The organism is Albimonas sp. (assembly GCF_055129145.1).
The window spans coordinates 19081-33843 of record NZ_JBSRTQ010000004.1; the positions used below are offsets into that span (position 1 = coordinate 19081).

The window sequence follows — 14763 nt, forward strand, 5'->3', positions numbered from 1 at the left end:
GTGTCACTCCACGCTCAGGCCCTTCAGGCGGAAGAGGCCGTCGGGATAGGGGGTGAAGCCCTTCACGTTGTCGCGCAGGCCGGTCAGCTCGACCCCGTGAAAGAGGTAGATGTAGGGGCGGTCGGCGAGGTAGATCGCGGCGGCGTTCTTGTAGGCCTCGTAACGTCCCTCGTAGGTCGAGCGCACCCGGCTTTCGTCCAGCCACTTGTCCAGCTCGGGGTTGCAGTATTTGGAGCCGTTGCGCGTGCCCTCGCAAGTCTTGAAGGCGTAGATGTTGCCGTCGGGATCGGTGCGGCCCGACCAGCGGATGATGATCGCCTGGAAGTTGCCCGAGGACCAGTTGCTCAGCAGGGTGGTGACCTCCTGCGCTTCGATGTCGATCCTGATGCCGGCTTCGGCGGCCATGGACTGGATGATCTGGGCGTAGCGCTGATAGCTGGCGAAGGCGGGGATGGTGAAGGTGAAGGCGGGCTCGCCCTTGACCTCGGACACCAGCGCCTTGGCCCGCGCCACGTCGCGCGCCGGGATCGGGAACTCCTTGACGTACCAGGGCGAGGACGGCGGCACCGGCTGGTTGCCCGGCGTGAAGGCGCCGTCATTGGCCACTTGGTTGAGGATGGTGCGGTCGATGGAAAGCTCCAACGCCTCGCGCAGTTTCGGATACTGGGAGATCGCGGTCTTCGACTGCCCGGAATCGCCGCCGGCGATGTTGAAGACGATGTAATAGGAGGAAAGCCCGGTCTCCTTCACCACATGCACGCCCGCCTCCTTCTCCAGCGTCGGCACGTCGGTGGGGGACACGCCTTCGAGGATCTGGATCTGGCCGGAGCGGAGGTTCGAGAGGCGCGTGGTGGAATCCGTGATCGGCAGGTAGGTGACCTTGTCGATCGGGTAGGCGGCGGCGTCGTAATAGCCCGCGTATTTCTCCAGCACGATCCGGTCCTGGGGCACGCGCTCGACGAACTTGTAAGGGCCGGCGCAGACCGGGGCCTGCGGGAAGGCCTCGCCTTCGGCCTCGGCGGCTTTCGGCGACACCATCATGCCGGCGCGGTCGGCGAGCGCGGCCAGCAGCGGCGCGGACGGGACGGAGAGATGCATGGCCACGGTATGGGCGTCGAGGGCCTCCACCTTTTCGATCAGCGAGATCTCGGAGCGGCGGTTGGAGGCGGGGTAGGTCAGGTGGCGGTTGATGTTGTAGACCACCGCCTCGGCGTCGAAGGGCGTGCCGTCATGAAAGGTGACGCCCTCGCGCAGCTTCATGGTCAGGGTCTTGGCGTCGTCCGACCACGCCCACGAGGTGGCGAGGCCGGGGATCAGGTTCATCTGCGGATCGATCTCGACCAGCTTGTCGCACATCGCCGCGAAGACCTGACGGCCGGCCGACGTGCCCGACAGCGTCGGGTCCAGCGCGTCGGGGTCGGACGCGATGGCGATGGTGATTTCGGAGGCGACGGCGGGCAGGACCGCGCCGGAGGCGAGCAGGGCGGCGAGCGCGCCTCTCGCGAAGGTCAGGACAGGTCGGGTGGTCATGCGGTGTCTCCATGCTGGCGGTCCGCCGGTCGGTCGGCGGGGGCGGGGGCGCGCCTGTCTGCGCAGGCGTCGTCCGGTGGGGCGGAAGCGGGGGATAGGGCTGCGAGCGCCGCGTCGCGACGCGCGGCGTAGGCGGCGAGGCGGCGACGATAGGGCGGCTCGAAATGCGCGGCGTCCACGGCTGCGGGCAAGTCGCGCCAGCGGTGGCAGGCGACCTCGCGGGTCGCGTTCATCGCCTCCAGCGGCGGCGCGGTCTCGCAGACCGAGACCGCCCAGGGGCAGCGCAGCCGGAACCGGCAGCCGTCGGGCGGCGGGGGCGGGTCGTCGCCGCCGGCATCGGCGAGCCGCGCGCGCCGGGCGGGGTCGGGCAGGGGGGCCGCCTCGATCAGCGCGCGCGTGTAGGGGTGGCCGGGCGCGGCGAAGACCTCCTTCACCGGCCCCGTCTCCACGATCCGGCCCAGATGCATCACCGCCACCCGGTCCGCGATGTGACCCACCACCGACAGGTCATGCGAGATCAGGATCAGCGTCAGCCCCAGCCGCGCCTTGAGGTCCTGCAGCAGATTGATGATCTGCGCCTGGATCGACACGTCGAGGGCGGAGAGGGGTTCATCCGCCAGCAGGATCTCCGGCCCGATGGCGAGCGCCCGGGCGATGGCGATGCGCTGGCGCTGCCCGCCCGAGAACTCGTGCGGGAACCGGTCCGCCTGCGCGGCGTTGAGCCCGACCAGCGCCATCAGCTCGGCCACGCGGGCGGCGCGGGCCGTGGGGTCGCCGAGCGCGTGGACGATCAGCGGCTCCTCGATCAGCCGGCGCACGGTCAGGCGGGGGTTGAGCGCCGAAAACGGGTCCTGGAACACCACCTGGATGCGGCGGCGCATCTCCGCAGGCGTCGCGGGGGCGCCATCCAGCAGGATCTCGCCTGCGGTCGTCTCCTGCAGCAGGGCGAGCGCCCGTCCGAGCGTGGTCTTGCCCGACCCGCTTTCGCCGACCAGCGCCAGCGTCTCGCCCCGGCGCAAGATCAGGGAGGCGTCGGCCACCGCGGGGATCATCCGGCGCGGGCCAAGCAGGCCGGCGCGGGGACCGGGGAAGCCGACGCTGACGCCGCGCGCCTCCAGCACCGGCGCGCGCCCGGTCATGCCGACGCCTCGTCGAGCTTCCAGCAGGCGGCCGAATGGGTGGGCGAGACGTCGAGGACCGGCGGGCGTTCCGCCCGGCAGCGCGCATCGGCGAAGGGGCAGCGGGTGGCGAAGCGGCAGCCGTCGGGCATGTCCGAAAAGGCCGGAACCGCGCCGGGGATCGGGATCAGGGCCGCGCCCGCCCCCGAATGCGGGCCCGAATGCGGGATCGAGGCGAAGAGGCCGAGCGTGTAGGGATGCCGCGGCTCGGTGAAGAGCTCGGCGGCCGACGCGCGCTCCACCACCTGGCCCGCATACATCACCGCCACATGGTCGGCGACCTGCGCCACCACGCCGAGGTCGTGGGTGATGAGGATCACCGCGGCCCCGACCTCCTCCCGGATCTCCTGCATCAGCGCGAGGATCGACCGCTGGGCGCCCACATCCAACGCGGTCGTGGGCTCGTCGGCGATCAGCAGTTGCGGGCGATTGGCGAGCGCCATGGCGATCATCACCCGCTGGCGCTGGCCGCCGGACAGCTGGTGGGGATGGTCGCGCATCCGCGCCTCGGGGTCCGCGATGCGCACCCGGGCGAGCAGGCGGGCGGCGAGGGCGCGCGCCTCGGCCCTCGTCAGGTCCTGATGGGCGAGGATCGCCTCCTCGATCTGCCGCCCGATCCGCCAGGACGGGTTCAGCGAGGTCATCGGCTCCTGAAAGATCATCGCGATGCGGCCGCCGCGCAGGCGGGTGCGCGCCTGCGGGCTCATCGCGGTCAGATCGCTACCCTCGAAATCGAGGCGCCGGGCGGTGACGGTCGCGCCGGAGAATTCGGCGAGCCCCATCAGCGCCAGCGCCGTCAGGCTCTTGCCGCAGCCGGATTCTCCGACGATGCAAAGCGTCTCGCCGGGGGCGACGGACAACGAGACGTCGTCGACGATCAGCTGGCGCGCGCGCGGAGGCCCGACGGAGACGCGCAGCGCCTCGACCTCCAGCGCCGCGGTCATGGCGCGGGCCGCGCGCGGGGCGGGTCGGGATGCCGACGGGAGGGGCGTTTCGCTGTGCACATGCAAAAAGGGTAGTTTTGACTATCTGCTCCTGTCAACGCGGATCGACTTCCAGGGGCGCGATTTTCGGGGCGCGGGGCGTCGCGCCGCCCGGGGGTTGATCGCGGGGCCGCGCGAGACCTGCCTGGCGTTGCGGCATGGGCCTCTGCCTCCGCGCCAACCCGCGCGATTCGCGCCGGCCCGGTCAGGCCGGCAGTCGCGTCCGCCCGTAGCCAGCGAAGCGCCGGCGCACCTCGTCCATCGCGTCGGTTCCCAGCAGCACGGGCGTCCCGGCCTGCAGGGCGATCAGGTACTGGCGGGCCAGTTGTTCCAGCCGCTGGGTTTTCGCCAGCGCATCGGCCAGCGACGACCCTACGGCGATCATGCCGTGATTGGCCAGAAGGCAGGCGCTGCGCCCGTCCAATGCCTCCACCGCCAGCTCCGACAGCGCGGCCGAGCCGAAGGGCGCGTAGCCCGCGCAACGCACGTCGTCGCCGCCGAAGGCCGCGACCATGTAGTGAAAGGCGGGCAGGGGGCGGCGCAGGCAGGCGAGCGCCACGCAATGATCGGCATGGCTGTGGACCACCGCCCGCGCCTCGGGCCGGCGGGCGAGGATGTCGGCGTGGAACCGCCATTCGCTCGAGGGGATGCCGGGGCCCGCGACCTCTCCGGCGAAATCCATCGCCACGATGTCGGCGGGCGCCAGCCCTTCGCCGTCGGTCCCGGTGGGGGAGATCAGCAGTCCCTCCCCCCAGCGGGCCGAGACGTTGCCCGACGACCCCTGGTTCAGGCCGAGCCGCTTCAGCGCTTTCACCGCCTCCACGATTCCTTCGCGCAGCGTCTGCTCTTCGGTCACGGGGACTCCTTTCGGGGGCGGGATGGACGGCCTGCGACGGCCATGGTAGCATAAGCTACCTTTATTCGGAGAGGAAGACGTCGATGCCCAACATGTCCGACCTGCTCGACAGGGCCAGAACCTTCATTCCCAACGGGATGTACGGGCATCAGTCGGTGCGGATGCTGTCCGGCTCGACCCCCCAGTTCTGGGAGCGGGCCGAGGGCACGCGGCTGTGGGACACCGACGGGCGCGGCTATATCGACGTGCTCTCGGCCTACGGCCCCAACCTCTTCGGCTATGGCAATGAGGCCGTGGACGCGGCCTTCATCGCCCAGATGCGCAAGGGCGACGCGATGACCGGCCCGGGTCCGGTGATGGTCGATTTCGCCGAGGCGATGGTCAACCAGATCTCCCATGCCGACTGGGCGATGTTCTGCAAGAACGGCTCTGACGCCACCACCATGGCGATGATGGTGGCGCGCAACCATACCAAGAAGCCGCTGATTCTGGTGGCGGAGGGGACCTATCACGGCTGCTCGCCGACCTTCACGCCGGTGCTCAACGGCGTCACCGCCGGCGACCGCAGGAACCGGGTGGAGTTCCGCTACAACGACATCGAAAGCCTCGAGGCCGCGGTGCGCAAGGCGGGGCCGCATCTGGCCGCGATCTTCGCGACCCCCTTCCGGCACGAGGTTTTCGCGGACCAGTCGCTGCCCGACGCGGCCTATGCGAAGCGCGTGCGGGAGCTCTGCGACGAGACCGGGGCGCTGCTGATCGTCGACGACGTGCGCGCCGGGTTCCGGCTGGCGCGGGACTGCTCCTGGGCGACGCTCGGCGTCGCGCCGGACCTGTCGTGCTGGGGCAAGTGCATCGCCAACGGCCACCCGATCTCGGCGCTTTGCGGGTCGGAGATCGCGCGCGAGGCGGCGGGGTCGATCTACGTCACCGGCTCGTTCTGGTTCGCCGCCGCCCCGATGGCCGCGGGCCTCGCCACGCTGAAGCTGATCCGCGAGACCGACTATCTGGAGCGGACGCAGGCGTTGGGCGACCGGATGCGCGCGGGGCTCACGGAGGCCGCGTCGCGCAACGGGTTTGGTTTGCGCCAGACGGGACCCTCGGTGATGCCGCTGGTGATGTTCGAGGACGACGAAGGCATGGGCAAGGGCTACGCCTTCTGCGAGGGGCTTTTGGCGCGCGGCGTGCTGTTCCACCCGTGGCACAACATGTTCATCAACGCCGCGATGACCGAGGCCGATATCGACGCGGTGATCGAGGCCGCGGACGGGGCTTTGGCCGCGATGAAGGGGACGAACCCCGCGCCCATCGAAAAGCTCGCCGCCATGCGGGGCCTGCGCGCGCTGCAGCCGATCATGGAGCCGGCATGACCGCCCCCGCCCTCGCCGTCCCCTACGACCTGGTGGCGGTCGGCCTGACCACCATCGACATCGTCGGCCGCCCCATCGACCGGCTGCCCGAAACCGAGGCCACCACCCGGATCGAGGCGATCGAGATCCTGCCCGCCGCCACCGCCGCCTCGCCTGCGATGATCGGCGCGATGATGGGGCTCCGGTCGGGGCTCGCCGCCGGGATCGGGGCCGACCGCAAGGGGCGGCTCCTGCGCTTCATGTTGGAAGAACTGGGCGTGGACACCGGGCTCTTGCGCATGGTGGAGGGCTGGCCGACCTCGACCACCATCCTCGCCGCGGATTCCGCCGGGCGGCGTCGCCCGTTCCATGCGGTCGGCGCGGCCTCGTTCCTGGAACTGGATGACGGGATCCGCGCCGCGGTGCTCGGCGCGCGTCACCTGCACTGGGGGGCCGTCGGCGGACAGAAGATCGCCGGCGGGCCGGGGGCGGAGCTGGTGGCCGCGGCCAAGGCCGCCGGCGTGGTGGTCACCTGCGACCTGATCTCCCCCGGCCCCGACGCCGCCGACGAGGTCCGCCGGCTGCTGCCCAACGTCGACTGGTTCATGCCGAGCGCGGTCGAGGCCCGCTTCCTCACCGGGCACGAGGACCTGACCGACGCCATCGCCGCCCTGCGCGACATGGGCGCCACCGGCTGCGTGGTGAAGGATGGCGGCGACGGCGCGCTGCTGGCCGAGCCGGGCGCCCCGCCCCGCCGCATCCCCGCCTTCAGGGTCGAGGTGGTCGACACCACCTGCTGCGGCGACGGGTTCTGCGGGGGCTTCGTGGTCGCGCTGTCCAAAGGCTTCGAGCCGGAGGCCGCGACCCGCTTCGCCGCCGCGACCGGGGCCTTCGTGGCGCAGGGCGTGGGCACATTGGGCCGGCTCGACGGGCTCGACGACCCCTTCGCGACGCTGGAGCGGTTTTCGCGCGAAGCCCCGACCGTCTGAGCGGCGCCCGCCCTCAGATCTCGCCGCGGGCGTGGCGGTCCTGGAGATCCTGCATCCAAAGGACCACGGCGCGGCAGGCGCCCTCGATCAGTTCGGGCGTGTCCTCGCCCGGCTCCTCCAGCACCATTTCCATGGAAGAATACATCATCTCGATTGAGAGCCGGCTGCAGCGCACGAGCTTGTCGGCCGGCACGTCGGGATAGGCGCGGACATAGGCCGCGGCCTGCACGTCGGCGACCGCGTTGCGCGATTTCAGCCGCACGTCCGACAGCATCGGCACCGCCCGCAGCGCTCGTGTGATCGCCACGCCGCCCGGGAAGGCGCGCGTCGCCTCCAGCACCCGCATCTGGATGGCGACGGCGTTGCGCACCCGGGTCTCGACATCCGCGCCATGGGACCGGTCCGGCCGCGTCTCCAGCCAGCCGACCGGGATCTCGTCCTGCGCCGCCATCAGGCGGTCGCCGAGCTCCTTGAGGATCGCGTATTTGTTGGGGAAATAGCGGTAGAGCGCCGGCGGGGTCAGCCCGGCCTGCTTGCACACCAGATTGGTCGAGAGCTGCTCGAACCCGATGGTCTCGAGCAGCTCGCCCGCGGTGCGCAGGATCAGTTCGAAGGTTTCATGCGACCGATCCTGCGAGGGCCGGATCTTGGTCCCGAGCGCAACCGTCCGTTTTCGAACGCTCTCCCCGTCTGTCGCCAACGGCCCGTCTCCCGCGATGATCTGCGCAGGGCATATCACCGGGATCGACGCCAAGTAAATTCGTCGGTGGCGGGCGGCGGGGTCGCGGGCGGCGGCCGGACCCCGTGCCTGGCGATTCAGCGGCGATCGTGGAACGCGGCGCCGCTTCATGGCGAAATCGCGCGCGTCGGCAGGATCCGGCGCCGCCAATTCAGGCGGCTGGCGTTTGCTGGTCACCCGGGCATCAACTTCGCTTGCCAGCCCAAAGACCCTTCGCTAGCGTTAACTATCGGGTCGGGCGGCCCGGCATCGAGAAAGGCGCGTGAGATGTGGACCGAAACCCGGAACCGAGCGCTTCAGGAGCGCGCCCGTCAGGTCATCCCCAACGGCATGTACGGCCACCAGTCCGTCGCGCTCTGCCCCGAGGGCTATCCGCAGTTCTTCGCCCGGGCCGAGGGCACGCGGCTCTGGGATGTGGACGGCCACGAATACATCGACTGGATGTGCGGCTACGGCCCCAACCTGCTCGGCTACAACCACCCGCAGGTGATGGCGGCGGTCGCCGACCAGCAGACCCGCGGCGACGCGATGACCGGCCCGACCGAGGTGATGGTCGATCTGGCCGAGGCCTTCGTCGCCATGGTCGCCCATGCCGACTGGGCGATGTTCTGCAAGAACGGCGGCGACGCGACCTCTATGGCGCTGGTGATCGCGCGGGCGCATCGCAACCGGCGCAAGATCCTGGTGGCGCGCAACGCCTATCACGGCTCCGCGCCCTGGAACACGCCGGTGCTGGCCGGGATCACGCCCGACGACCGCGCCCATATCATCTATTTCGACTACAACGACCTCGACAGTCTCGCCGCCGCCGCGGCGCTGGCCGGCAAGGACCTCGCCGGGGTCTTCGCCACCCCCTACCGGATGGAAACCTTCGCCGACCAGACCGTGCTCGACGCCGAATACGCCCGGGGCGTGCGGCGGATCTGCGACGAATACTGCGCGCTCCTGATCGTCGACGACGTGCGCGCCGGCTTCCGCCTGATCCGGGATTGCTCGTGGGAGGCGGTGGGCGTGCGCCCCGATCTGAGCGCCTGGGGCAAGGTGATCGGCAACGGCCAGCCGATTTCGGCGCTGCTGGGCTCCGACGTGGCGCGCGAGGCGGCGGGGAAGGTCTTCGTCACCGGCTCCTACTGGTTCGCCGCCGTGCCGATGGCCGCCGCCGTGGCCACGCTGAAGATCATCCGCGACACCGATTACCTCGAGCATCTGACCGCAATGGGCGAGGCCTTCCGCGAAGGCCTCGCCGCACAGGCCGCCGATGCGGGCTTCGCGCTGCGCCAGACCGGGCCCGCGGCGCTGCCGATGGTGCTGTTCGACGACGACCCCGATTTCCGCTTCGGCTACCATTGGTGCGGCGTCGCCCTGCGCCATGGCGTGCTGCTGAGCCCTTATCACAACATGTTCGCCAACGCCGCGATGACCGAGGCGGATGTGACGTGGAGCCTGGAGGCCACGGGCGCGGCCTTCGAAGACCTCAAGAAAAACCGCGCGTCGATCCAGCCGCCGGCCCAACTCGCGGCCTACATGGACCGCAAGAAGGCGAGCTGATCCTAACGAACGCGCCTGCCAACGGAGAGTGACACGGCCATGACCTACAGTTTCCGCCCCCTCGGGGCCGCCGCGCTGGTCGCGGCCACGCTTGCCGCGCCATCCGCGTTCGCCGCCTCCTCCGACACGCTGGTGATCGCGCGGTCGATGGACGTGAACTCGCTCGATCCGGCGCGGGCCTTCTGCGACACCTGCCAGATCTATCTGAGCGCCACCTACGAGACGCTGGTGACGCTCGCCCCCGACAACCAGTCCGTGGTCCCCAGCCTCGCGCTGAAATGGGAGGAGAACGCGGATCTGACCGAGTTCACCTTCCACCTCAACCCCGAGGCCGTCTTCGCCGACGGCTCGCCGGTCGAGGCCAAAGACGTGGTCTGGTCGCTGAGCCGGGTGCTGAACCTCAAGGGCTCGCCCAGCTTCCTGATGGACGGGATGACCGGGATCGAGGCGGTGGACGCCCACACGGTCAAGGTGATGCTGGAGGCGCCGAATTCCGAATTCATCAACAAGCTGTCGGCGGCCTACATGGCGGTGATCAACAGCGACGTGGCGATCGAGGCCGGCGCGGTCGAAGGCGTGGGCGCGCCCACCGAGGACAAGGCCGAGACCTGGTTCCTGTCCAACTCCGCGGGCTCCGGCCCGTTCGTGCTGGCAAATTACGCCCCGGACAACGAACTGCGTTTCGCGCGCAACGAGAACTACTACGGCGAGAAGCCGGCCTTCGCCTCGGTGGTCATCACCCAGGTGCAGGATGCGGTCAGCCAGGCCCAGGCGCTGGAATCCGGCGCGGTCGACGTGGCCATGCAGATCGACCCGGACACCGCCAAGGGCATCTCTTCGCCCGACGTGGTGACCACGCAGATCCCCTCCTACAACTTCGTCTACTTCGCCTTCGTGCCCGGGGCCGAGGGCATGGCCGACGTGCTGACCCCCAAGGTGCGCGAGGCGCTGACCTACGCCATCGACTATGACGGGATGCTGGAATTCACCGTCGGCGGCGCCGGCGCCAAGCAGGCGGCCCCGATCCCCAACGGCTTTCCGGGGACCGCGGACCTGCCGACGCGCGCCGAGGATCTCGACAAGGCCACGACCCTGCTGGAGGAGGCGGGGCGCGGCGACGGGATGAAGCTGGTCGCGGGCTATCCCAACGACAACGTCTACGGCGTCGACCTCAACTTCATGATGCAGAAGGTCCAGCAGGATCTCGAGCGGGTGGGGGTGGAGCTGGAACTCAAGCCGATGACCTACGCGGTCTGGCGCGACGAGCTCAACAGCGGCAAGCTGCCGATGACCGCCGTCTACTATGCGCCGGATTATTACGGCTCGGCCCAGTACGTCGCCTATTTCGGCATGATGCCGGGCACGTCCTGGTTCAACCGCGCGTCGCAGGGCAATGCGGCGCTGGTGGAGAACAGGAACGAGGCCGATCTTTACGCCAAGGCGCTGGGCGCGAGCGGGGAGGCCAACGCCGCCGCCTATCGCGAGATCGCGATGGAGATGATCTCCGAAAACATCATCATCCCGATGGTCTCGCCCAACCTGGTGCTGGCGCATCGCAAGGACATCGAAGGCGTGCGCTATTCGGCCTGCTGCAACCTGCCCATCGCCGAAATCACCCGCAAGTGACCCTCTGAATGGGCCGCTACCTGCTCCGTCGTCTGCTGGTCACCCCCCTGCTGCTGCTGGGGGTGGCCAGCGTCGCCTTCCTGATGGCCCAGATCTCCGGCGGCGATCCGCTGTCGGCGCTGGTGCCCGAGCGGTTGATGGCCAACGAGGAGATCGTGCAGGCGGCGAAGGCGCAATGGGGGCTCGATCGGTCGCTGCCCGAACGCTACGTGATCTATATGTGGAACCTGGCGCAGGGGGATCTGGGCACCTCGTTCATCACCCGCCAGCCGGTGATGACCGACATCGCCGCCCGCCTGCCGGCGACGCTGGAGCTGGTGCTGGGGGCGATGGTGCTCGGCGTGGGCTCGGGCGTCGGGCTCGGGCTGCTGGCGGCGCGGTTCCGGAATACCGTCATCGACGGGGCGGCGCGGGCCTTCGCGCTGCTCGGCTCGTCGCTGCCGATCTTCTGGTCGGGGCTGATCCTGCTTTATGTGTTCGCGGTGCAGCTCGGCTGGTCGCCCGGCGCCGGGCGGCTCGACGCGCGCTCGGTCCCGCCGCCCGAGGTCACCGGCTTCAACACCATCGACGCGCTGCTGGCGGGGAACGGCGCGCTCTTCTGGGAGGCGCTGACCCATCTCGCCCTGCCGGCCTTCGTGCTCGGCTGGTCGGTGACCGGCGTGGTGGCGCGCATGATCCGCTCATCTCTGCTGGAGGCGATGAGCCAGGACTACATCCGCACCGCGCGGGCCAAGGGGGCCCCCGAACGCGTGGTGCTGATGAAGCACGCCCTGCGCAACGCCCTGATCCCGGCGCTGACCATCATCGGCTTCACCTTCGCCTATCTGATCACCGGGGCGGTGCTGACCGAGACCATATTCTCCTGGCCCGGCATCGGCTCCTACGCGGTCAGCGCCGCGCGGTCGCTGGATTTCCCGGCCATCGGGGGCGTGACGGTGATCGGGGCGATGGCGTTCCTCTTCGCCAACCTGATGACCGACATCGCCTACGCCTTCGCCAATCCGCGTGTGAAACTCGACGCCTGATGACCTTCGCCGCCGATCCCGCCGCCCAACCCTCCGCCGCCGCCCACGGGCTGGCGCCCTCCCGCCGGCGAAGCTGGCGCGAGCGGCTGAGGCGCCCCCGCCGCCTGCCGCGCACCGCGGTGATCGGGGCGGCGGTGCTGCTGTTCTGGCTGATCGCGGCGGCGACCGCGCAATGGTGGGGGCTCGAGGATCCGCTGCGCATGGTCGGCAAGCGGCTGCAGGCGCCGAGCGCGGCGCATTGGCTCGGCACCGACATGCTGGGGCGCGACGTGCTGTCCCGCACGCTGCACGGCGCCGCCTGGTCGATGCCGGCCGCGATGCTGGTGGTGCTGGCGGCGGTGGGCATCGGCTCGGCGCTCGGCGCGCTCGCCGGGTTCTTCGGCGGCTGGGTCGATGCGGTGGCGATGCGCGCCGCCGACGTGACGCTCAGCTTCCCGCCGATCCTGCTGGCGATGACCATCGCCGCGGCGCTCGGCCCCGGGCTGGTCAACGCCGGCCTCGCCATGGTGATCGTCTGGTGGCCGGTCTATGCCCGCCTGATGCGCGGCTCGGTGCTTGAGGTGAAGGAGCGCGAGCATGTCGAGGCCGCGGTCGCCGGCGGGGCCGGGCGGCTGCGGGTGCTTTGGCTGCATGTGATGCCTTTGTGCTGGACGCCGACGCTGGTCAACGCCTCCACCGATTTCGGGCAGGTGGTGCTGCTCGCCGCCTCGCTGAGTTTCATCGGGTTGGGGATGACCCCGCCGACGCCGGAATGGGGCTCGATGATTTCGGAGGGCGCGACGAAATTCTATTCCTGGTGGATCGCCTTCGGGCCGGGCATGGCGATCCTGTCGGTGGTGGTCGGCGCGTCGTTCCTCGGCGACGGGTTGCGGGACCTATTCGACATGCGCGAACGATGAGCGATCCTGTGACGGATCCCGTGACCGAACCCCTGCTGGACATCCGCGGCCTGCGCGTCGCCTTCCGCGGCCGGGACGGCGAGGCCGAGGCGGTGCGCGGCGTCGACCTCTCGCTCCGCCCCGGCGAGGTGCTGGGCATCGTCGGCGAAAGCGGCTCCGGCAAATCGGTGTCGATGATGGCGACGCTGGGCCTGCTGCCGCCTGGCGCGCGGGTCGAGGGCAGCGTGCGCTTCAAGGGGCGCGAACTGGTCGGCATGAAGCCCGATGCGCTGCGCCGCATCCGGGGCCGCGAGATCGGGGTGATCTTCCAGGACCCGCTGACCGCCTTCAACCCGGTGCTGACCATCGGCGACCAGATCGCCGAGGCGGTGCTGCTGCATCGCCCCGAAGTCGGGCGACGGGCGGCGTGGGCGGAGGCGGAGGCGCTGCTGGATGCCGTCGCCATCCCCCAGGCCCGCCGTCGCCTGAAGCAATATCCCTACGAATTCTCGGGGGGCATGCGCCAGCGGGCGATGATCGCCATGGCCATCGCCAACAAGCCCGACCTGCTGATCGCCGACGAGCCGACGACGGCGCTCGACGTCACCGTGCAGGCGCAGATTCTCGAATTGCTGGGCCAGTTGCGAAAGGACCTCGGGGTGGCGCTGGTGCTGATCACCCATGACCTCGGCGTGGTGGCCGGCGCCGCGGACGAGATCGCGGTGATGTATGGCGGCCGCATCGTGGAGCGCTCCGGGGCGGAGGAATTGTTCCGCCGCCCTCGCCATCCCTACACGCGCGGGCTGCTCGCGGCGCTCCCGAAACTCGACCGCGACGCTGGAGAGCTGACCCCGATCGAGGGCGCCCCCCCCGCCATCTGGTCCCGTCCCGCCGGCTGCGCTTTTCACCCCCGTTGCGGGCTGGCGACCGAGATCTGCCGGGTGGACGACCCCGAACTGCGCCCCTTCGGCGCCGCGCGCGCCGCCTGCCATCACGCCTCGACCCCGGAGGTGCCGGCATGACCGCGCCCGTGCTGAAGGTCGAAGGTGTCGAGAAGGATTTCTGGGTCCGCGGCGCGTCGCTGCTTGGCGCGAGCGAGCGGTTGCGCGCGGTGTCGGGCGTGTCCTTCGACGTGGCCCCGGGCGAGAGTTTCGGGCTGGTCGGCGAAAGCGGCTGCGGGAAATCCACGCTCGGCCGCTGCATCGTGCGCCTGCTGGAGCCGAGCGCCGGGCGCATCCTGCTCGATGGCCGCGACGTGGCCGACGCCGGCCCCGCCGCGCTGCGCGAGCTGCGCCGCGAATTGCAGATCGTCTTCCAGGACCCGCTCGCCTCCCTGCATCCGCGGATGACCGCGCGGCGGATCCTGCTGGAGGGGATGCGCCTCGCCCGCCTGTCGCCCGCCGACGCCGAGGCCCGGGTGGTCGAGCTGCTGGGCCTCGTCCAGCTCCCCCCCGAGATCGCCGACCGCTATCCGCACGAGCTGTCGGGCGGCCAGCGCCAGCGCATCGGCATCGCGCGGGCGATCTCGCTGAACCCCAGGGTGGTGGTTCTGGACGAGCCGGTCTCGGCGCTCGACGTCTCGGTGCAGGCGGGCGTGCTCAACCTGCTGCGGCGGCTGCAGGAGCGGCTGGGCGTCGCCTATGTGTTCATCGCCCATGACCTCGGCGTGGTGCGCTACATCTCGGATCGGGTGGGCGTGATGTATCTGGGCCGGCTGGTGGAGACGGGGCCGACCGCCGCCATCTTCGCCACCCCGCGCCATCCCTACACGCGCGCGCTGCTGTCCGCCGTGCCGCTCGCCGACCCGGTGGCGGAGCGGGCGCGCGAGCGGATCGTGTTGAAGGGCGATCTGCCGAGCCCGGTCGACCCGCCGTCCGGCTGCCTCTTCCGCACCCGCTGCTGGAAGGCGCAGGCGATCTGCGCCGAGCAGGCGCCGCCGCTGGCCGATGTCGGCCATGGCCAGCAGGCCGCCTGCCATTTTCCCGAAGGCTAGGCCGTCGCGAGGCAGCGGTTCAGCCCGTCGCGGGTCGCCCCCCGACGCAAAAATCCCGCTTGGCGAGGCCCG

At 70.3% G+C, this 14763-nt stretch carries 13 protein-coding genes; 8 read left to right on the forward strand and 5 right to left on the reverse strand.

Annotated elements, in window-relative coordinates; genetic code table 11:
• Positions 1–3 precede the first annotated feature (3 nt).
• The 4 genes from ACTB72_RS01380 to ACTB72_RS01395 form a co-directional block, all read right to left on the reverse strand.
• Positions 4–1530 carry an ABC transporter substrate-binding protein gene (locus ACTB72_RS01380; RefSeq protein WP_463035183.1) on the reverse strand — a complete coding sequence of 509 codons (1527 nt, stop codon included), beginning with the start codon at positions 1528–1530 and terminating at the stop codon, positions 4–6.
• Positions 1527–2669 (reverse strand): ABC transporter ATP-binding protein, encoded by a 1143-nt coding sequence (locus tag ACTB72_RS01385; protein ID WP_463035184.1) that lies wholly within the window; start codon positions 2667–2669, stop codon positions 1527–1529. Before ACTB72_RS01385 ends, ACTB72_RS01380 begins: the two co-directional genes overlap by 4 nt.
• Positions 2666–3652: an ABC transporter ATP-binding protein gene (locus ACTB72_RS01390; protein ID WP_463035185.1), complete on the reverse strand. Its 987-nt coding sequence runs from the start codon at positions 3650–3652 to the stop codon at positions 2666–2668. Before ACTB72_RS01390 ends, ACTB72_RS01385 begins: the two co-directional genes overlap by 4 nt.
• A 244-nt stretch (positions 3653–3896) precedes the next feature.
• Complete coding sequence (locus ACTB72_RS01395) at positions 3897–4547, reverse strand: class II aldolase/adducin family protein (RefSeq protein WP_463035186.1); 651 nt, start codon at positions 4545–4547, stop codon at positions 3897–3899.
• A gap of 83 nt (positions 4548–4630) precedes the next feature.
• Between ACTB72_RS01395 and ACTB72_RS01400 the strand changes: the two genes are divergently transcribed.
• Positions 4631–5914: an aminotransferase class III-fold pyridoxal phosphate-dependent enzyme gene (locus ACTB72_RS01400; protein WP_463035187.1), complete on the forward strand. Its 1284-nt coding sequence runs from the start codon at positions 4631–4633 to the stop codon at positions 5912–5914.
• The gene (locus ACTB72_RS01405; protein ID WP_463035188.1) at positions 5911–6882 is read left to right on the forward strand and encodes a carbohydrate kinase family protein; all 972 of its coding nucleotides are present in this window, start codon (positions 5911–5913) and stop codon (positions 6880–6882) included. The genes ACTB72_RS01400 and ACTB72_RS01405 overlap by 4 nt, the downstream gene beginning before the upstream one ends.
• 13 nt (positions 6883–6895) lie before the next feature.
• Here ACTB72_RS01405 and ACTB72_RS01410 read toward each other — a convergent pair whose 3' ends face one another.
• On the reverse strand, positions 6896–7582 hold the full coding sequence (locus ACTB72_RS01410; RefSeq protein WP_463035189.1) for a TetR/AcrR family transcriptional regulator: 687 nt from the start codon (positions 7580–7582) through the stop codon (positions 6896–6898).
• Positions 7583–7888: 306 nt separating this feature from the next.
• Between ACTB72_RS01410 and ACTB72_RS01415 the strand changes: the two genes are divergently transcribed.
• From ACTB72_RS01415 to ACTB72_RS01440, 6 genes are read left to right on the forward strand one after another with little or no spacing between them, the layout of a single operon-like run.
• Entirely contained in the window at positions 7889–9169 is a 1281-nt protein-coding gene (locus ACTB72_RS01415) for an aminotransferase class III-fold pyridoxal phosphate-dependent enzyme (protein WP_463035190.1), read from the forward strand.
• A 39-nt stretch (positions 9170–9208) separates the two neighbouring features.
• On the forward strand, positions 9209–10795 hold the full coding sequence (locus tag ACTB72_RS01420) for an ABC transporter substrate-binding protein (RefSeq protein ID WP_463035191.1): 1587 nt from the start codon (positions 9209–9211) through the stop codon (positions 10793–10795).
• 8 nt (positions 10796–10803) lie between these two features.
• Positions 10804–11820: an ABC transporter permease gene (locus ACTB72_RS01425; protein ID WP_463035192.1), complete on the forward strand. Its 1017-nt coding sequence runs from the start codon at positions 10804–10806 to the stop codon at positions 11818–11820.
• Positions 11820–12719, forward strand: a complete 900-nt coding sequence (locus ACTB72_RS01430) for an ABC transporter permease (protein WP_463035193.1) — start codon at positions 11820–11822, stop codon at positions 12717–12719. Before ACTB72_RS01425 ends, ACTB72_RS01430 begins: the two co-directional genes overlap by 1 nt.
• 20 nt (positions 12720–12739) lie before the next feature.
• Entirely contained in the window at positions 12740–13720 is a 981-nt protein-coding gene (locus ACTB72_RS01435; protein ID WP_463035194.1) for an ABC transporter ATP-binding protein, read from the forward strand.
• The gene (locus tag ACTB72_RS01440) at positions 13717–14691 is read left to right on the forward strand and encodes an ABC transporter ATP-binding protein (protein WP_463035195.1); all 975 of its coding nucleotides are present in this window, start codon (positions 13717–13719) and stop codon (positions 14689–14691) included. The genes ACTB72_RS01435 and ACTB72_RS01440 overlap by 4 nt, the downstream gene beginning before the upstream one ends.
• Positions 14692–14763: the final 72 nt, after the last annotated feature.

Coding starts and splice junctions, on each gene's coding strand:
- ACTB72_RS01385 (WP_463035184.1), bottom strand. CDS start 2,669: ATGACCGGGCGCGCGCCGGTGCTGGAGGCGCGCGGCGTCAGCGTCGGC.
- ACTB72_RS01400 (WP_463035187.1), top strand. CDS start 4,631: ATGCCCAACATGTCCGACCTGCTCGACAGGGCCAGAACCTTCATTCCC.
- ACTB72_RS01405 (WP_463035188.1), top strand. CDS start 5,911: ATGACCGCCCCCGCCCTCGCCGTCCCCTACGACCTGGTGGCGGTCGGC.
- ACTB72_RS01440 (WP_463035195.1), top strand. CDS start 13,717: ATGACCGCGCCCGTGCTGAAGGTCGAAGGTGTCGAGAAGGATTTCTGG.
- ACTB72_RS01380 (WP_463035183.1), bottom strand. CDS start 1,530: ATGACCACCCGACCTGTCCTGACCTTCGCGAGAGGCGCGCTCGCCGCC.
- ACTB72_RS01390 (WP_463035185.1), bottom strand. CDS start 3,652: ATGACCGCGGCGCTGGAGGTCGAGGCGCTGCGCGTCTCCGTCGGGCCT.
- ACTB72_RS01430 (WP_463035193.1), top strand. CDS start 11,820: ATGACCTTCGCCGCCGATCCCGCCGCCCAACCCTCCGCCGCCGCCCAC.
- ACTB72_RS01425 (WP_463035192.1), top strand. CDS start 10,804: ATGGGCCGCTACCTGCTCCGTCGTCTGCTGGTCACCCCCCTGCTGCTG.
- ACTB72_RS01420 (WP_463035191.1), top strand. CDS start 9,209: ATGACCTACAGTTTCCGCCCCCTCGGGGCCGCCGCGCTGGTCGCGGCC.
- ACTB72_RS01415 (WP_463035190.1), top strand. CDS start 7,889: ATGTGGACCGAAACCCGGAACCGAGCGCTTCAGGAGCGCGCCCGTCAG.